The following is a 17,386-nucleotide window of genomic DNA, read 5'->3' on the forward strand; positions in this document are numbered from 1 at the left end:
TTCCTTTTAGCGAATAGCAGATAGATGGCGATACTCTTCGGGGCTTGTGCCAAACTCCTTGCGAAACAGACGAATGAAATACTTTGCGTCCTTGTACCCTACGCTTTCGGCAATTTGGTACACTTTCCGGGGGGTCTGCAGCAGCAAGTCGGCGGCAGCCTTCATTCGGGTATGCGTGATGTACTGATGAACGGTCATCTGGGAGTGAGTTTTGAAAAGCATGCAAAAATACGAGGGATTAAAATGAAATTTCGTTGCCAGCGTACTGAGCGACAAATCATCTTCGCCATAGTGCGTATCAATATAAGCCTTGCAGCTGTCGATAATGGATTCGGCTTTGCACTGCCGTCGTTGTTCCAGACGTTCCGTCAGCCCGAAGATCCATTCCCGCGCCGCCTCTTTAAGTTCATTTACGGTATGACAGTGAAGCAGTGCTTCCTCATAGGCTGTGCTATTCAAGGGTGCAAACCCTTTTTCCATTAAAAGGGAGGCCGCTTGATGAATCGATGCAGCGAGAAAATATTTCAATTTTTCCGGCTCGGGAAAGGCGTTCCCGTCATCCTGGCGAACAGCGGAATCCAGACAGGCCTCAATTTCCGGCTTGTTTCCGGACAACACCGCTCTGATCAGCCCGTTGATTTCAAGCTTCACGACGGCAGGCGGGTCTTCGCTATTGATCAGCCCGGCTCCGTACAGCGCCCCTCCGCCTTTATAAAATCTGGCTTTGAGCGCATGGCAGGCTTGCTGGTAAGCTAGTCTGACGCCATGCCATTCGGCAAAACAACGCCCCAAGCCAAACGTTAGTTCCGCTCCGTATGTCTGCAGGAAGTGTCGAATGACCCCATGAAGGCTGTCCTCGAAGCCGGGCGGCACCATGGAGGTCGACTCGGAGTTCATAATCAAGACGGTGAGCATTCTTTCCTTCATGCAAAATGCGCAGGAGAATCCGAATTCCTCCATGATTTCCAGCAGTGTCCCTTTGAGGCTGCTCAGCAGAAGCTGATGGTCTTTCGCCATGCCAAAAACTGCGGCCAGCACGACCCCTTGCTTGAATGCCGGGAATGTGCTTTCCAGCAATCGATAATTCTGGTCAGATGGATATCCTTCCAGCAGTTCGGATAGTGTGGATTCCAAGCATGCCAGACGCGCAGTGCTGGCTTTACGCTCTGCTTTCGCAAGCAGCGGCATGATGTTTTTTTCCTCCACCGGTTTAAGCAAATAATCGCTGGCGCCTAACTGGAGCGCACGCTGCGCATAAACAAAATCGGAATAAGCACTCAAAATGACAACGCTTTCATCTCTTCCCCTGCGCGTCAACTGTTCCATTAATTCCAGGCCGTCCATCACCGGCATCTGAATATCCGTAAACACCAGATCCATCGAATGAACATCCAAACTTTCCAAAGCCTCCTGCCCGTCTCTGGCATCAAAGATGGTATACTCCGGTTTCAGAGCCTTCAGCATGCTGGACAGCCCTCTTCTGTGCCTCGGTTCGTCATCCACAACCAAAATATTTAACATGTTTCATCCCCTTTCCTACCCATTCGTATCGGAACAAAACACCGACAAATACTTGACTTCATCGGATACCAGCACATATTTGTGGTTCTCTACCGAATCAAAATACAGGCTGTCGCCGGCATTTAAAGTGTATTCTTCCTTCCCTACGTAATAAATCATCGTACCTTCAAGCACATAAATAAATTCCTGCCCGAAATGGGAAAACGTCCTTTTGCCTGTCTTGCCTTTCTGTACGACAAAGTAAAACGGCTGCATCAGTTTTTCCGGCCGTTTGGCCGCAATGGCGGAAAACGCATACCCTTGGTCCGTCTGTACCATTTTTTCCATGTTGCTCGCTTTTGGCGTGTACACCGTTCCGTTAAAATCGTTATCATCCAGCAACATGGAAATTTTGGTTCCAAGCGATTCGGCAATCCTGATCAGCGTGCCGATGGGAGGGACCGTCTTCCCGTTTTCGATTTTGGACAATAAGCTTTTGGTAAATCCGCATGCCTGTGCGATCTCCTCCTGACTCCGGTTTTGTTCCAGTCGAAGCTTTCGGATTTTGCTTCCCAATTCCATTCCATTGCTCTCCTAACCAAGTGTCATTCAACATAGTTTAATCATATGAAACAACATTAAATTCAAATTGTCAATAAATTTTAACAAATGCATCTAGACAATTTAACATAGCCGTGATAGAACAATGGCAAGGTTGTGTTTTTTGCGATGATTATTCCATCAACAAACAAAAAAGCCGCTAAAATAGCGACTTTTACTAGGTTTTGTTTTGTCCCTCGACCATTTTGGCGATCGAACGCTGCCCATTTCCAACACGTATTATGATGGGGTATTCAGCGATGATCGAAGCAAGCGTTAGTTATCTCTGATGGAACTATCGTTCTCCTTCAGAGCAGAATTTCGATTCTTGTTCCGCTATGAAACTCGCTCATAACGTGGATTTCCCCATCATGGGCCTTCACGATATCGTTCGCGATGGCCATGCCGAGTCCTGCCCCTTTATGCAGCTCGCCTGTATTTGTCCCGCGATAATAACGGTCAAATATCCGTTCAAGCTCCTCTTCACGGATTCCTTTCCCGTTGTCTTCGACAGCGATTCGGACCGTATCGCCTTTCTTTTCGACGCTTACAACAATAGAAACATCCTCGGAGTTATGGACTACCGCGTTGTAGATCAAATTGGCGACCGCCCGGCGGATCAGGATTTCGTCAACCTCTTTGAGGATTACTTCGTCGCTGTACAGGAAATCGATATTCCGATTGCCGTACCGGGTATCGTTCAACGTATCAATGACCGTGTTCCGAACGAGGCTGACAACGTTTACGCTCTTCAGATTGAGCGTGAGACCCTTGTTTCTCAGACGGGTGGAAAGGTTCAGATCTTCAATCACGTCTTTTAAATAAAGCGACTTCCGCTCGATGATTTCCGCGTAATCCCGCATTTCCTCGACCGTAAAATCATAATCCTTATCCCGCATCATTTCGGAGTATCCCTGGATCGAAGCTAGCGGCGTTTTGATATCGTGCGAAATGTTCGCGATCCACTCCTCTTTCATGCGGTCCAGCCTGTTCCGTTCCAGTTCGCTTGCCCGCAGCTCCTCGGTCAGCATGTTGACGTTGTAAAACACGTCCTTGTAAATGCCCTTCGTTTCGTAGTGTCCCCGGTAGTTCTTATGGGCCAGCTGTTTTATTCCGTCTATAAGCGCGGAAAGCGGCCGGGTTAACCTCTTGCTGAACAGATAAGCGATGCAGAGCGCAATGAAACCGTCGACGCAAAGCACGGTCACGATCCCGATTTGAAGAAAACGTCCGACCTTCCGAATATCATAGGTGAGGATATTCCGCTCCAGATAAGGGTCCTGAAAGCCGATCAAATAGCTGTAGCGCTTCCCGTTCCCCTGCTTTTCCCCGATAAATACGGTCGACATCAATTCTTTTTCCATATACTTGTAGGTTTGCACGATATCCATCGGTGTGTATTTGGTCTTGGCCTCTGGCGGCACACGAAAGCCATAGACCTGATTCCCGTTTTCATCCAGAATTTGAATCCAGGCCTGATTACGCTCAAGCGTGTCCTTCCCCTGACCCGTAATGTCCATCCCCGTTTCGGAAAGAACAATCTCTTGTCCGAACGAACGGGTGATGGCCTCGGCCGAGTTGTCTCCTTGAAGAAACGGATACTTTGGTGATTCATTCTGGTATATATAAAGCCCGATGATTACCAAAATGTTTATGAAAATGACGATGACGACAATAAGAACGACGGATGCCAGATATCTGCCGGTCAGCCGCCATTTCATCGTCCCGGTTCCTCCACGGCAAGCTTATACCCGAGTCCCTTTACGGTCACCAAATATTGCGGGCTTGAGGGATTCTCCTCGATCTTTTCCCTAAGCCGCCGAATATGAACCATGACCGTGTTGTCATAACCGAAGGAATCCTCTCCCCACACCTGGTCGTACAAGCTTTCCTTGCTTATGATCCGGTTCGGGTGCTTCAGCAGATAACTAATGAGGCCCAGCTCTTTCGGTTTGAGCTCAATGATTTCGCCGTTTTTCTTCAGCTCCAACTTATGTTCATCAAGCTCGAACGGGCCGGCTTTCAGCATGCGTTCCTTTTTTTCCTCATCCAAAGCAGCCTCCGTTCTTCTGAAACGGGCTTTGATCCGGTAAGCCACTTCCTTTGGACTGAACGGTTTGGTAATGTAATCGTCACCGCCTATGGCAAATCCGAGTATTTTGTCGATTTCCTCCGTTTTGGCCGACAAAAAGAATATCGGCACGTTCGAAACGCTGCGGATTTGTTTGCATACGTCATAGCCCTCGCCGTCCGGAAGCATAATGTCCAAAATAACGAGGTCGGGCTGCTTGTCCTGAAACCGAATCCAGCCTTCTCCGGCGGAAGAGGCGGTATACACATGCTCGAAACCTTCCTTACCCAGCACGGTTTTCAGCAGCTTGACGATATCCTCCTCATCGTCCACGATCAATATTTTCTGACTTAGCGGCAATTGGTTCGATCTCCTTTCTGCAGGCAGGAAAAAAGACCGGCAGCTAGAACCTGCCGAGTCTTCAGTAATCATCTTCCCCGCCTTTCCACGACTATAACCATATACCGAAATGGGCATATTGGCCAGCGACTCTATGATTATTCTTCACTTTTTTAGATACTCATTTTCCATTTCAAGCTGCTTGGGAATGCAAGATGGAGAAGAAAAATGCACCTTCACTGTTGGAGTGTGTCCTAACAATTGGGGTGCAGTTCAAAAAAACTTTTAATGGGCAATGTTCTTGTTCTATAATTACTCCCGCATTTGTTATTTAGGATCAAATTTATGTTTCCTTGGTACTAAATCCGCAACATAGTCAAAGTAAAAGTTCCGTCTCCCTCTTTTCATTAAGATGAACATCGTATGGATAAATAATACGGCCCACATAATGATGAGAAATGCAAGTATAATCATTGTGATCCATACGTGATAGGGATTAAGAGTTATATCTAACTCAACACCAGAAAATATATTTAGGGCCCATGATATTGCGAAGGGTAAATATATCGCAAAGGACCTTTTCAGCATGGACTGCCACGGAGGTGCTTCACCATCAACATGAACTAGTTTAAAACGAAGTATTTTGGTTCCAATTGTATTTCCCCTCCAAATAAAAGGAACTACAAAGAACAGAATAAAAAAGCAAGTCGTTTTATAAACAAATTCTGCGAATCCACTTGTTGGAAAAAGTCCAGCTGTAAGGTTCCAACTCATCTTGATCAATAGATAGTCTATAATTACAGCCAGCAATTGCGACAAAGGAGGTACGAGAGAATTTTCTTGCATTTTTTCTCCCTTGGCAATAAGGCTCTTTCGAGATGGAAATAGAGCAAGCAGGACAGGAGCAATGACGAATCCAAACAAAGCACCAGTACTGTTTAATATAAGATCATCCACATCAAAGATACGATACGGACAATTATAGATCCCATAAATACCTGTTATTTGTGTTGTCTCAATAAAAAGGGATAACGCAAATCCAAAACCAAGTGCTTTCTTCCAGAATCGTTTTTGTTGGAAAAAATACCTTAGATAAACACCTAGGGGCAGCAACAATAGGAAATTGAACGCCGCCTGCAAAAATGCACTTTGCGTTAGTAATCTCACATAGGTGGAAGGCTGTGACCAGACAACGGAACCGCTATTCATAATATCCCTAACGAAATTAAACGGGATTAGATTATAATGCACCGTATCAGGTGATTGAAGAGCACAAGTATTTCGAGTATCCGGAAGAGGCAAAAGAACTAAAAACAAAACCGATAACATATAAAAAGTAAAGGAATAAGCCACTATTGAAGCCCAAAGACTTAAATAACCATATTTTCTATAACTATAGACTAACCAAGGGATAATTAGAAAAAAGCTCAACACACCGAATAAAATAAAAGCGATTTTTATTGGAATTAAATATACAGACATATGGGTACCTCTTTAATAATTTAGTTCTTCAGCAATAAACATATTTCCCTATTCATTCTTTTCATATACCCCTTTAACAAATTCCAACGAAAACCTGTACATTCTACATGATCGGAAGAAGGTACTGCCCTCGCAGTGGCCTTCTGTGATCGATTAGTGCGGTTTATACAGATCACATTTCACGGATCCCCTTCCAAAATACAGACCAGGTCATATTTAATCTACGTTCATATTCTTGATAAGGGGAGCTCATCATATGAAAAAGCATACCGTCTAGTATGATTGTAAAAGAAGTAACGATAGTCTCCTCATCGATAAGCTCATTCTCTTTGTTGTTTCTTAAGATGGAAAAAACAAGTTCTCGAATCCCTTCTTCTACCTTCTTATTTTGGGCTGTTATGAGTTCTTTAAAATTATCCGGAGGGTAAATCCCATACCTTTTTAGAAAAGAACCTTTATCATTCATATAATAGTATTTATTCAATTCAACTAAAACATGATATAATTTTTTTTCTAATGATAAATTTTCAATAACATAAAATTGTTGTTGGATAAACTCTAAATAATCTTCAATAACAAAATTTACAATTTGTTCAAAAAGATCTTGCTTGCTCTCAAAATAAGCATAAATCGAAGGCGTTTTAATGTGCACATTTGCAGCTATATCTTTAAGTGCTGTTTCCTCGTAACCATACGAGGAAAACAGCTTTAAACCTTGTTCCAGTATCATTCTTTTCGTTTTTTCACCCTTTTTCAATTCACTTTTCACCTCATTTGTTGGCATTCATCAAGATATCAATTTTAAGCTTACTATGCTGAAAATAATTCCTGCAACCAAAATAAGTTTCTTCACATTCTTCGGTTCTTTAAATATAAACATCCCAAGTAACACACTTCCTGACGCGCCTACCCCAGTCCATATACCATAACCGATACTAATAGGTATTTCGATTAATGAGACGGAAAGAAAGAAAAAACTTAAACATAAACATAAGATAAAAAAGATGGTTGGCTTTAATTTTGTAAATCCTTCCGTCAGCTTCAGATTAATGATACCTCCAACTTCAAACAATCCAGCTAATATTAAGGATAACCAATACATTTTACACACTCCCTCTTGATCGTTTCTCTTCCTTCGGTTCATCCGAAATTAATTTTAGTCCAATAATACAGCTAATTAATAGAATGACTAACACAATCTTGGTTAAACTTACGGGGTCGCCTAAAATTGTCATGCCCACTAAAGCCGTACCAAAAGCACCCAGGCCAGTAAATACTGCATAAGCCGTCGAAACGGGAAGTATTTTTAATGTTTTAGCGAAAAACCACCAACTCAGGACTAATAATACAACTGTCGGAATAACAATTTCTATTCTTGTAAACCCTTCTGAGAAACCTAGACCAAGTGCCCAACCTACTTCAAGAATTCCACCAATAATTAAGTACAGCCATGCCATGATAACCTCTCCCCTTTAAAAACTTAAATCTAACTAATGAACGTTAGATTTTTTGTTTAAAAATTTTTGTCGCTTTGTAATGAAATATGACGACCATTGAACAGCCTTTCAAATAATTTAACTAACGTTCATTAGATTTTATGATAGTTATGCTGATTTTGCAAGAGTACAATTGATTTTCAATCCAAAAAGCAAATCCTACGTTCCTTAAGCATGATTCGTTGGATGTTATACTTTCTGCAAACAGGGAAAAAGACCGGCAGCTGAAACCTGCCGAGTCTTCAGTAATCATCTTCCCCGTCCTGCATTATTCTTCGCCGAAAAATTTCGCCAATGGGTTAGCGATCTTTTTATCTGTTGCGACGTGGCCTGTTTTGTTCAAAACGTAATACTGATAAAAGCTGCCGCTAAAACCGAGCGATTGCAGCATCTGCTCCGCAAACGGCTCGACCGCGTTGTCGCTCAAGGCGTCACCGTTCCAGAAAAAATGCACCAGCAGACGGTTTTGATTGTAAGGATGCTTAACGACGTATGCTCCCGAAGCTGACTTTTGGTTCATGTTGCTTTTCCAGTCGAAGCCGATGGCCTTCGATTTTGGGATGATGCCAGGTTTAAGCGCCTGGATGAGTCCGTTCGTATTCGCGCTGCCGATGGCAATGATATTGCTGGTTCCGAGCTCCTTTTCCAGCTTTTTCTTGAGCGTTTGCCGATCGGAAATGACCTCGTATGGAATACCCATGATCCCCAGAGTCCCTTTAAGCTGTGTCAAGATCGTCTGCTGCTGCTTTTTCGCTAGGCTGCCGGCCTGGTCGCTCAGCACAATCGTCAGCGGTTCGCCCTGCAGCGCCTTATCCATGATGCGGCTCATCGTTTCCGCTGGGAGATTTGCAACTTGAGCCAGGGACGAATGGTATGAGTTCTTAAACTGTTCATGCCAATACGAAGCTTCTTCCGCCTCAGACAATCGGTATTCGGGCTTTAGAGCAAACTGCGGATCATGCAGCGCCTTGTCCATTTCCTTTCGTGCTTCGTTTCCGAGCGTATCCTGTATTGTTTGCAGAAGCCCTTGGATCGTCGCGTTTTTGTACTGGTACCGCTTAAAATATTCCTGCATGAACGCATCGAATTTGTCCTCGCCCACCATGCGATACAACTGGTAGATGGCCTGGCGTCCTTTATTATAAAATGTCGGGCTTTCCAGGCCCCCCGCTTCCGTATTGGTTGCGGCGATCGGCTTGTCTATCGAAGACAAATCATCCATTTGGATCGACTTGAACCCGTTCAAGTCGTCACCTTGTTTTTCCGCGAAATAGACCTTCGAAAAATCGGCAAATCCTTCATCCAAAAACGATTCTGTCTCCGAATCGTTGCCAATCAAGGCATGGAACCATTGATGGGCAATCTCGTGCACGAATGTAGTATCATGTGCCGGATCCCTGTTCGGCCGGATTTGTCCCATTTGAATGACCCGGGCAAACTCGACAGCCACTCCCTCGACATACGACTCTGCAATCCGGAACTCAGGGTAAGGGTATTTCCCGTATTTTTCGCTGAAAAATTGAATAGTCTTAAAAGCGGCGTCGATGTATTCATCGACGATTTTTTTCTTGCCTGGCATATTGTCGAAATAATAATATTCAATGGTCAGGCCGTCACGCGTTACGCGCTCCACCTTATAATTCGGGCTGGCAAAAAAGACATGCTCCCGGGTGTTATCGGCAACGGCGGTAACGACTTTCCGGCCGGGCTCTCTCGGGTCCGCCTGCGTGGTGATCGTCCCCGGCATCAGTACTTGATAGGCTTCCGGGACGTTAATATGAACTTCGAAATCCGCTGAATCATAATAATCGGTTTCGAAGGTCTTGCTGTACGGCTTTTTGTTCCACTCATGCTTGTTCTCGTCATAGACCGACATGACCGGGAACCAATGTGCGCCGTTGATGATGTCTTTGTAGTAAGACAGGCGCTGCATGCCGTAAGGGATTTTCACCTCAAAGTTGATTTCAACCGTCACCGCTTCCCCAGGCTTTAGCTCCTGCTTCAATTCAACGGTCAGAGCCTGATTGATGTTTGAAAAAACCAAAGGTTGTCCGTTAGCCGCCGCGCTGCGAATGTCAATGCCGCCAAGAAAATCCTCCGGCTTCTTCTGTGGATTTTCCTTCTGGATCTCCTCGTTGTTTTGCTCAAACATCGAAGTTTGGGTCGCTTTGGACCGATTGGCGTCGGCGAACGTATGGAAAACGATCTCCCGCAGTGTATCGTTGGACCCGTTCCGGTAAGTGACGGTCTCGCTTCCTTGAATGCGCATATTTTTCGCATCCAGCCTTGCATCGATCCGATACTGGACCTGGGCGTGCGCTTGTGACATTTCTATGGATTCCGCGGATGCGGCGGCTGGTGCTGCAAGCACTTGGCCGGCACCGACGACCGGACAGGCCGCAAGCGTAAAAGCCAGCGAGTAAACCAGCGTTTTTTGGGATACCGTTTTAAATTTAAAGGTTTTTCGATACATTGGATTCTCTCCCTTGTTCACATGTTTTAGTAGACTACATCCTGGTTTTCCGTATAATCGTGTTATTTCACGGCACCCTCGAGCTTTTGCTTTGCTTGTTCGGGCAGCTCGTCCGCCTGAACTTCCTGGTAGGAGCTGACGTCATTCCCTTTCACATAGATTCGAAGGTACGCATCTTTGCGCAGTTCTTTAGCTGCCGTAAAGGTCAACACCTTTTCTTTTCCTTTAGAGTCAAAGCCCTCCTGAGTGTATTCGTAAGAAACATACTTCTGTCCACTGTCCGACTTATCTTCGATTCTCTTTCCGTCTTGGTTAATCTGCACGTAATATTGCTGCGCGCCGATTCGGTTCACATTTACGTTTTGGATGAATACGACGAATCCGACCAGAGCGATCACAACGACCGCTACAGCGGTAATTCCCTTTTTCATTCCCGTTCACTCCTTATTTTTTATAGGTAACGATTTTGCAGTACGCATGTACGGTCAACAAATAATAGATCAGATAAATGCAAACATAGACACCCATGCAGATCATGACGGGCACGACCAGATTGGCCATCATCAGCTTCGACAGTGCCGACAGGGCGACTGCACAGTGCGCGATGCCGAAAGCAAGCGGCAGGGCAAAGATGAACAGTACCTGCTTGGCGACGGATTTGCGGATTTCCCGTTTTTTGACGCCGATTTTATGCAAAATCACATAACGGGCTTTGTCGCTGCCGGCTTCCGTCAACTGCTTGAAGTAGATGATGCTGCCCGTCGCGGCGAGAAACACAAGGCCGAGGAATCCGCCCATAAACATCAAAAGGCCGGTGGATTCCATTCCCCGCGAATAATCGCTGTAATAGCTTGAAAGCCCGGCTTTCTCCGGTAAAATCTCTTCCAGCTGCTTTGTCAGCTCTTTCGCCTTGTCCTGATGCGTGATGCGATATGCTTCGACAGCCATGGCTTTGGCATTCGGCTTAAGCTCCGCAAACATATCATCGCTGACGACAATGGTGGAGTAGACCGTTCCAAGATTCAGCACATTGTATTTTTTTACTGTTTTGAATTGAATGGTTTCACGGATCCCTTCACCCTTCAGCTTGATTGCCGAACCGACATACTCCGGCGAAATGCCTTCCAGATAGGCAGGTTCAAGCGCTGCGGCTTCGCTGCCTTCAAGGCTTATGGCATCCTCCCTCCCCTGCAGCTTGGCCAATCGGTTAAAATCGCGGCTTGATATGACGGTAAACGACTGCTCCTTTGATCCTTGGGCATAATCCTGACCGGAGGTGTCCGCATCTACCTCCAGGAGAGGAATGGACTCATGGTAGAGCACGTTATGCCCCGCAGCCTGCTCGATCGCCTTATCGGCTTTTCCTGTGGCCGTGCTGTCCACGCCGATAAACATATAGCTGTTCGGATTCGAAACCGCCGCGTTCGTCCGGGTGTTGTAATACGTGCTGTACGCCGTTCCAACCGCTGTCAGCGTCGTTGCGCTCAGCACAGCGATGATCGTAAGCGTCCGTGCGTTGCCTTTAATCCGGTACAGCAGCTGGGAAGTCCCGATCAGGTTCAGTCCGCGCCAGTAGCTTTTTTTGTGTTTGCGCGCCAGCTTCAGCAGCGTAACGGTCAACGTGTTAAACAGCAGATATGTGCCCAGGATGACGGATACTAAAATAACGAGCGGAGTCAGCATGAAGCCGATCGCAGCCCATGCCTTGGAAGTAAACATATTTTGCAGCGCAAGCCAGTAGCCGAACCCGATGAGCACCACAGACAATAACGCAATGAGCAGGGAAGACTTGGGCTCTTTCTCACGCTCTTGATCTGCTTTGAACAGCTCGATCAGCTTAAATCGATAAATCAAGCGATAGCCTTGGACTGAAGTGATCAGCGTGATGATCATGAACACCAGAAACGTATTCAGGATCGCAGCTGGGGAAATAGAGAAATTAGCCACGACAGCGTAACCCATCACCTTCATCAACATCATTACAAAAAACCGACTAAGTACCGCTCCCAGCGCGATTCCGGCGATCAGGGCCAGGATGCCCATCAGAAAGTTTTCATAAAAAAGCATCCGTCCGATCTGTTTTTTTCGGACGCCAAGCAGCGAATACAGCCCGACCTCTTTTTTGCGCTTGCGCGTGAAAAACGAATTCGAATACCAGATGAACACCGCCACGAAAACGATCAGCACGACCGCTGCCCCGCTGAACGCCGAGCTGATCTTCTGCGATCCTTCCGATGCGGATGCGATCGTGCTGTCGTATTTCAAGGACACGAACGTAAAGTAAATGACGATGCTGAATATCATCGAAGCGAAATAAAGAAAATAATTCATGAAGTTCTGGCGGATGTTCTTCCCGGCGATCCTAAACAGCGTCATGCTGACCACCTCCGAGCTCCGCTAATACCTCGAGAATCTGTCCGAAAAATGCTTGTCTCGTCATGCTTTCCTTATGAAGCTCCTTGAACAGCCGGCCGTCGTTGATGAAAATGACCCGCTTGCAGAAGCTCGCCGCATAAGCGTCGTGCGTAACCATCAGGATGGTCGCTTGATTGTGCCGGTTCAGCTTGCTTAAGCTTTCCAGCAGCCCGGTCGCCGATTTCGAATCGAGTGCGCCGGTCGGCTCGTCCGCCAAAATGAGGCTCGGATTCGACACGATGGCCCGCGAGGCGGCAGCCCGCTGTTTTTGACCACCAGAAATATGATATGGGTACTTATCGAGAATCTCGCGAATGCCGAACGTATCGGCGATTTCCTCAACCCGCTTTTCGATTTCGACTGCAGGAACCTTGGAAAGGGCCAGCGGCAGCAGGATGTTTTCCTTGACCGTCAACGTATCAAGCAGGTTGTAATCCTGAAAAATAAATCCGAGTTTATTGCGGCGGAAATCAGAAAGCTTTTCCTCGTTCATGGCCACAATGTTTTGCCCGTCGATCGTAATTTCACCGGAGGTCGGCGTATCGATGGTCGAGAAGATGTTCAGCAGCGTCGATTTCCCCGCTCCGGACGGGCCCATAATGCCGGTATACTCTCCTACTTCAATGCTTAGATTAATGTTTTGCAGCGCCGGATATAGGTTTCCTTTTGTGCCAAAGGTTTTGTTTACGTTTTTTGCTTGCAGTATGGTTTTCATGGTGTCGCTCCTTAACATCGATAAGAATAAATCCAATTTTAAAGACCCCACCTTACACCGTGATAATCCCAACCTTACAGCAACCTTACAGTTATGCAAAAACCCTCAGGGTCTTTATTGCATCCCTGAGGGTAAAATTTATTTTGAACGATGCCGTTATCATTAACTCTAGCTCTGAAGCAAAACCTCTGGTCGCACGAAATGCGCCGGAGGCTTCTATCGTCATGAAAGGACGTTTGATTCCATCACTTCACTTTTACCGTCATTTCCAGTTCTTTCACGTATGATTTGACGATATTGCCGTCGGCATCCAATTTATACGCTCCGCTCGTCGCTCCATCTTCGGCATATTCGGGTTTGAAAGCTTTGACTATAATCGACTTGGCGTTTTTCCCCAAAGGGCTCAGCACGAAATCGTGGTACATGTGGCCGGCTTTATTATTCTCGTCCGATCCCCGGCCCGAAAGCATATCCAGCTCGTTGCCTTGGTCATCCCAAAATTCGTAACTGATATCGGAAGACTTGCCCTTCTCCAGCCCCTTGACGATCAACTGAACGCGGGAAGAGGTGGAGGTCAGGTTCATTTTGCTCAGCGTCACGGTGAGTTTGCCCGTTTTTTTCGTCAAATTCGGTTTCAGGGCAGTCGCCTTATCAGCACTCTTTTGCATTGAGAGGTCAAAAGTGTAAGGTTTGCTTACGCCTTCCAGGGTGATCTTTGCCGTCAGCTTGAACTTGTCCGGGAAGGAATACTGCTCACCGCCGAGCCAGGAAGGATCGGACAGATGAATGATGGCTGTATCCGGGGTAGAACCCGGGCCCCAGCGCATGTCCGGCCTTTTGTCCATTGATCCGCCTCCGAGATCATAAGTGTTTTTGCCGTTGATCAGCACCTGGATATCTTTGATGGCGCCTTTCTCCACAATTTCCTTCTCGGTTTTTTCATCAAATTTGCGTTCGGTCATGCCGCCGACAAGTCCCTTTCCGCTCCGCTGCAATGAAATGTGGATGTAATTTCCGTCATGGACCGCTTTGCTCACCTTCAGCGTAATGCCGTTCTGGGTGATGCCAGCCGTTTTTTCCGTTTTCTGCGCCGCAATGTTTTGAACCTCCGGAGCCTTGGCAGCCGCCGCATCGCCGGACTTTGATGTAATTGCCCAAGCTCCTCCACCAACCAGCACCCCCGCCAATGCAGCAGAAGTCATGACTTTGTACATTTTGTTCATTCGTTTGAATCCTCCAATTGTGTTTTATCTCTTTATACAATTCCGTTTCTGTTGTTTACTTTACGTTTACCGTCATTTCCAGCTCTTTAATATAGTGTTTGACGATATTCCCGTTCTCGTCCAATTTATACGCTCCGCTCGTTGCCCCCGGTTCTTTAAATTCAGGTTTGAACACCCGGAGCGTAATCGACTTGGCATCTTTCCCCAATGGACTTAACACGTAATCGTGATACATGTCCCCGTCTTTGTTATTCTCGTCCGTGCCAAAGCCTGAAAGGAAATCCAGCTCATTGCCTTGGTCATCCACAAATTCATACATCAAATCGGAAGGTTTGCCCGATTCATACCCTTTCTCGATCAACTGTACGCGGGAAGAGGTCGACGTCAGGTTCATTTTGCTAAGATTAAGGGTCACCTTGCCCGATTTTTTCGTCACATTCGGCTTCAGGACAATCGATTTGTCTGCGGTCTTTTGCATGGGAAGATCAAACGTATACGGTTGCTCCACGCCTTCCAACGTGACTTTTGCGGTCAATTTGAACTTGTCCGGAAAAGCAAACTCTTGCCCGCCAAGCCAGGAAGGATCGTTTAATTCAATGATAGCCGCATCTGGCGTAGAGCCTGGCCGCCAACCCAAGCTCGGTCTTTTGCCAAGAGATCCACCACCGATCTTATACATGTCTTTGCCGTCAATAAAGATCTGAATATTTTTGATTGCCCCCTTCTCATGGATCAGATCCTGGGTCTTTTCATCAAATTTGGAGTCGGTGATACCGCCGACCAAATTGTTGCCGCTGCGCTGCAGCGAAATTTTAATGTAATTTCCGTCATAGAAGGCCTCATTCACCCCAAGCGTAATCCCGTTTTGCGTAATCTCGGCCGTTTTTCCCGCCTGCGTCGCGTTGCTCTGTACTGCTGGAATCTTGGCCTCCGCCTCAACGGTCGCCGGTTTCATCCCCCACGCTGCCCCGCTCAACAGTAAACCTGTCGTCAGTGCAGCAGTGGTCATTACTTTGTAGATTTTATTCATAAGGGAACCCTCCAAATTTTCACTTTGAAATATCATATAATTTATCCAAACCGGCACGGTCCACCGGAACCGTGATTTCAAGCTCCTTAACATACTTCTTGATCAGTTCTCCATGACTGTCGACTTTATATCTCCCCGTGGAAGCTGACGGGTCTTCCATTTCCGGCAAAAACGCTTTAAGCGTCACCGATTTCGGGGCATCCACAAAACGGTCAAACAGCAGTTTGTTGATCATTTGCTTTTGTTCATCGTTATTAAAAAATCCAAAGCCGCCGACAAGGCCAAGCATCCTGCCGCGATCGTCCCACAGCTCAAAGGATAGATGCTGTCTAAGGAGCCTGGCCTCTTTATCGTTCGACGTGATGTTAAAACCTACTTTTGTCGTAATCGGCGTGAACTCGATTCGTTCAAGCGTAACGATGTTTCCTTTCCATTCCCTCGCCTCATTGAAAGCGGCAGCGAGCTGATCTGTGTTTTTGCGTACAGGAAGCTCGAAGACGAACGGCTCTTCGATGCCCTCCAATCCAATTTTGGCCGTCAGCACAAACGAGTCCGGCAAAATGGGTCCAGGTTCACCCGTTAAGGAATAAGCCGTCAGTTCGTAGAGCGCCGAATTCGGATCAGAGGTTGGCTTCCCGGAAAGACCGATTTCTCTCTTTCCCGTCGTTCGATGAACCGGTTGGCCATCGATCAACACGTCAAATGAATGTATTGCTCCTTTGGGGAAAATTGCCGGCATTCCATTCCCCGTCGACTCCGAATCCATGATTCCACCGACGAGCCCTTCCCCCTCGCGCGTTACGGCCAAAGATAACCGGGTTCCGTCATACACCAACTGCGGAATGCGAAGGGTAACCCCCTCATGGGTTACACTGGCGTCGGGATGGGCCGCAAGCCCTGTTTCGTCCGCTGTCCGTAACCCCAGATCGTCAGCCAGCTTGAAAATGCTGCCGATCAGCGGAATGTTCTTCAGCGAATCCGCCATCGCCGGTGATACCATGGCACCGCCTATACCACCAACCAGAGCGATCGCTGCGGCCGAGGCCGCAACCAAGGCAATCCGGCGGGTCTTGCGCAACCCCGCGGTTTGGCCGCCTCTGCCATGCATCGGAAGGTCGGCCAAGGAGGCATAGACTTCATCCTGCCGGCGGCGGACGATTTCGGGAACCTCAGGCAGCGGTTCTTTGCCAATTTCCCGAAGCTTTCGATCGATATCATAGGTTTTCATAAGCCAGCTCCCCCTTCCGAATTTGCTTTACTTCATCGGCCAATATCCCGCGGGCTCTGTGCAGGCGCGCCCTTACGGCTCCATCGGAAATATCCAGCACGGATGCGATCTGTTTGATCGGCAGATCCTGATAATAAAACAAGTGGATGACGATTCGTAACGATTCATCCAGATTTTCCACCGCTTCCCGAAGGTCGAGCTGACGGTTGTCCTTATAATAAGGCGCTGAGCGATCCAGGTTCGCCTGTTCCGGGAGCTCCGCCATAACTACCGTTCTTTTGCGCATCCGCAGCAGCTGGTTGCATTCGTTAATCAGAATCCGGATTACCCACGTTTTAAAATATTTCGGTTTTCGCAATGTCGACATTGATTTATACGCCTTAAGCGTCGTTTCCTGAAATGCGTCCGCACAGTCTTCATCACGTCCGACAATGGACTTTGCCAAACTGTACAGCTCGGGCTCCAGCCTCCGGAATAGCCGGATAAACGCTTCACGATCTCCCCGCTGCGCTCGCTTGACTTCCAGTTCCATATCTTGCTGCACGAATTTCATCTCCTTTTGAGGGCCCTCTATAGGATTAGATGGACTCCCCTGCCAAAATGTTATATTTCGCCGTAAAAAATTTTATCATCGTACGGACTTGTCATCGTTAGACATCCGTTTGGCCTGCTCCTCCAATGCTCATTTCGTCGCTCACACGAGCCTTTCTGATGACCAAGCTTGGAAATGCTGCATCCAACGGCCGGTCGTGCAGACGCCCAAAGCCTTGTTTCTCCGACGTAATTATACAGGGAATGCAGCATGCAGAATCAA

General features: G+C 47.0%; 16 protein-coding genes. All 16 read right to left on the minus strand.

The genetic code is table 11. The annotated features are described in order from the left end of the window. Positions 1 to 6: 6 nt before the first annotated feature. Positions 7 to 1,521 (minus strand): response regulator, encoded by a 1,515-nt coding sequence (locus MKY59_RS16770; protein ID WP_339272494.1) that lies wholly within the window; start codon positions 1,519 to 1,521, stop codon positions 7 to 9. Positions 1,522 to 1,536: 15 nt separating this feature from the next. After that, on the minus strand, positions 1,537 to 2,082 hold the full coding sequence (locus tag MKY59_RS16775; RefSeq protein ID WP_339272496.1) for an XRE family transcriptional regulator: 546 nt from the start codon (positions 2,080 to 2,082) through the stop codon (positions 1,537 to 1,539). Positions 2,083 to 2,408: 326 nt separating this feature from the next. Continuing rightward, positions 2,409 to 3,821, minus strand: coding sequence for a HAMP domain-containing sensor histidine kinase (locus tag MKY59_RS16780; protein ID WP_339272498.1), 1,413 nt, complete (start codon positions 3,819 to 3,821; stop codon positions 2,409 to 2,411). Further along, positions 3,818 to 4,531, minus strand: a complete 714-nt coding sequence (locus MKY59_RS16785; protein WP_339272500.1) for a response regulator transcription factor — start codon at positions 4,529 to 4,531, stop codon at positions 3,818 to 3,820. Before MKY59_RS16785 ends, MKY59_RS16780 begins: the two co-directional genes overlap by 4 nt. 306 nt (positions 4,532 to 4,837) lie before the next feature. Next, complete coding sequence (locus MKY59_RS16790; protein ID WP_339272501.1) at positions 4,838 to 5,992, minus strand: VanZ family protein; 1,155 nt, start codon at positions 5,990 to 5,992, stop codon at positions 4,838 to 4,840. Between the two features lie 172 nt (positions 5,993 to 6,164). Continuing rightward, positions 6,165 to 6,749, minus strand: coding sequence for a TetR/AcrR family transcriptional regulator (locus MKY59_RS16795; protein WP_339272503.1), 585 nt, complete (start codon positions 6,747 to 6,749; stop codon positions 6,165 to 6,167). A gap of 30 nt (positions 6,750 to 6,779) precedes the next feature. Next, entirely contained in the window at positions 6,780 to 7,094 is a 315-nt protein-coding gene (locus MKY59_RS16800; protein ID WP_236412548.1) for a multidrug efflux SMR transporter, read from the minus strand. Between the two features lies 1 nt (position 7,095). Then, on the minus strand, positions 7,096 to 7,449 hold the full coding sequence (locus MKY59_RS16805) for a multidrug efflux SMR transporter (protein ID WP_339272505.1): 354 nt from the start codon (positions 7,447 to 7,449) through the stop codon (positions 7,096 to 7,098). Positions 7,450 to 7,756: 307 nt separating this feature from the next. Then, positions 7,757 to 9,961, minus strand: coding sequence for a M1 family metallopeptidase (locus MKY59_RS16810; RefSeq protein ID WP_339272507.1), 2,205 nt, complete (start codon positions 9,959 to 9,961; stop codon positions 7,757 to 7,759). Positions 9,962 to 10,023: 62 nt separating this feature from the next. Further along, positions 10,024 to 10,392, minus strand: a complete 369-nt coding sequence (locus tag MKY59_RS16815) for a YxeA family protein (RefSeq protein WP_339272509.1) — start codon at positions 10,390 to 10,392, stop codon at positions 10,024 to 10,026. Positions 10,393 to 10,405: 13 nt separating this feature from the next. After that, positions 10,406 to 12,337 carry an ABC transporter permease gene (locus tag MKY59_RS16820; protein ID WP_339272511.1) on the minus strand — a complete coding sequence of 644 codons (1,932 nt, stop codon included), beginning with the start codon at positions 12,335 to 12,337 and terminating at the stop codon, positions 10,406 to 10,408. Beyond that, positions 12,324 to 13,091 (minus strand): ABC transporter ATP-binding protein, encoded by a 768-nt coding sequence (locus MKY59_RS16825; RefSeq protein WP_339272513.1) that lies wholly within the window; start codon positions 13,089 to 13,091, stop codon positions 12,324 to 12,326. The genes MKY59_RS16820 and MKY59_RS16825 overlap by 14 nt, the downstream gene beginning before the upstream one ends. A gap of 245 nt (positions 13,092 to 13,336) precedes the next feature. After that, complete coding sequence (locus MKY59_RS16830; protein ID WP_339272514.1) at positions 13,337 to 14,314, minus strand: DUF5643 domain-containing protein; 978 nt, start codon at positions 14,312 to 14,314, stop codon at positions 13,337 to 13,339. Positions 14,315 to 14,369: 55 nt separating this feature from the next. Continuing rightward, on the minus strand, positions 14,370 to 15,344 hold the full coding sequence (locus tag MKY59_RS16835; RefSeq protein ID WP_339272516.1) for a DUF5643 domain-containing protein: 975 nt from the start codon (positions 15,342 to 15,344) through the stop codon (positions 14,370 to 14,372). Positions 15,345 to 15,363: 19 nt separating this feature from the next. Further along, the gene (locus MKY59_RS16840) at positions 15,364 to 16,572 is read right to left on the minus strand and encodes a DUF4179 domain-containing protein (RefSeq protein WP_339272518.1); all 1,209 of its coding nucleotides are present in this window, start codon (positions 16,570 to 16,572) and stop codon (positions 15,364 to 15,366) included. Further along, positions 16,559 to 17,116 (minus strand): sigma-70 family RNA polymerase sigma factor, encoded by a 558-nt coding sequence (locus tag MKY59_RS16845; protein WP_339272521.1) that lies wholly within the window; start codon positions 17,114 to 17,116, stop codon positions 16,559 to 16,561. Before MKY59_RS16845 ends, MKY59_RS16840 begins: the two co-directional genes overlap by 14 nt. Between the last annotated feature and the right edge of the window lie 270 nt (positions 17,117 to 17,386).

It is taken from the genome of Paenibacillus sp. FSL W8-0426 (assembly GCF_037969725.1).
GTDB lineage: Bacteria > Bacillota > Bacilli > Paenibacillales > Paenibacillaceae > Paenibacillus > Paenibacillus hubeiensis.

Excerpts from the sequence above, each read along its gene's own strand:
- MKY59_RS16770 (WP_339272494.1), bottom strand. The coding sequence starts at position 1,521 with ATGTTAAATATTTTGGTTGTGGATGACGAACCGAGGCACAGAAGAGGG.
- MKY59_RS16775 (WP_339272496.1), bottom strand. The coding sequence starts at position 2,082 with ATGGAATTGGGAAGCAAAATCCGAAAGCTTCGACTGGAACAAAACCGG.
- MKY59_RS16780 (WP_339272498.1), bottom strand. The coding sequence starts at position 3,821 with ATGAAATGGCGGCTGACCGGCAGATATCTGGCATCCGTCGTTCTTATT.
- MKY59_RS16790 (WP_339272501.1), bottom strand. The coding sequence starts at position 5,992 with ATGTCTGTATATTTAATTCCAATAAAAATCGCTTTTATTTTATTCGGT.
- MKY59_RS16800 (WP_236412548.1), bottom strand. The coding sequence starts at position 7,094 with ATGTATTGGTTATCCTTAATATTAGCTGGATTGTTTGAAGTTGGAGGT.
- MKY59_RS16805 (WP_339272505.1), bottom strand. The coding sequence starts at position 7,449 with ATGGCATGGCTGTACTTAATTATTGGTGGAATTCTTGAAGTAGGTTGG.
- MKY59_RS16810 (WP_339272507.1), bottom strand. The coding sequence starts at position 9,961 with ATGTATCGAAAAACCTTTAAATTTAAAACGGTATCCCAAAAAACGCTG.
- MKY59_RS16815 (WP_339272509.1), bottom strand. The coding sequence starts at position 10,392 with ATGAAAAAGGGAATTACCGCTGTAGCGGTCGTTGTGATCGCTCTGGTC.
- MKY59_RS16820 (WP_339272511.1), bottom strand. The coding sequence starts at position 12,337 with ATGACGCTGTTTAGGATCGCCGGGAAGAACATCCGCCAGAACTTCATG.
- MKY59_RS16825 (WP_339272513.1), bottom strand. The coding sequence starts at position 13,091 with ATGAAAACCATACTGCAAGCAAAAAACGTAAACAAAACCTTTGGCACA.
- MKY59_RS16830 (WP_339272514.1), bottom strand. The coding sequence starts at position 14,314 with ATGAACAAAATGTACAAAGTCATGACTTCTGCTGCATTGGCGGGGGTG.
- MKY59_RS16835 (WP_339272516.1), bottom strand. The coding sequence starts at position 15,344 with ATGAATAAAATCTACAAAGTAATGACCACTGCTGCACTGACGACAGGT.
- MKY59_RS16840 (WP_339272518.1), bottom strand. The coding sequence starts at position 16,572 with ATGAAAACCTATGATATCGATCGAAAGCTTCGGGAAATTGGCAAAGAA.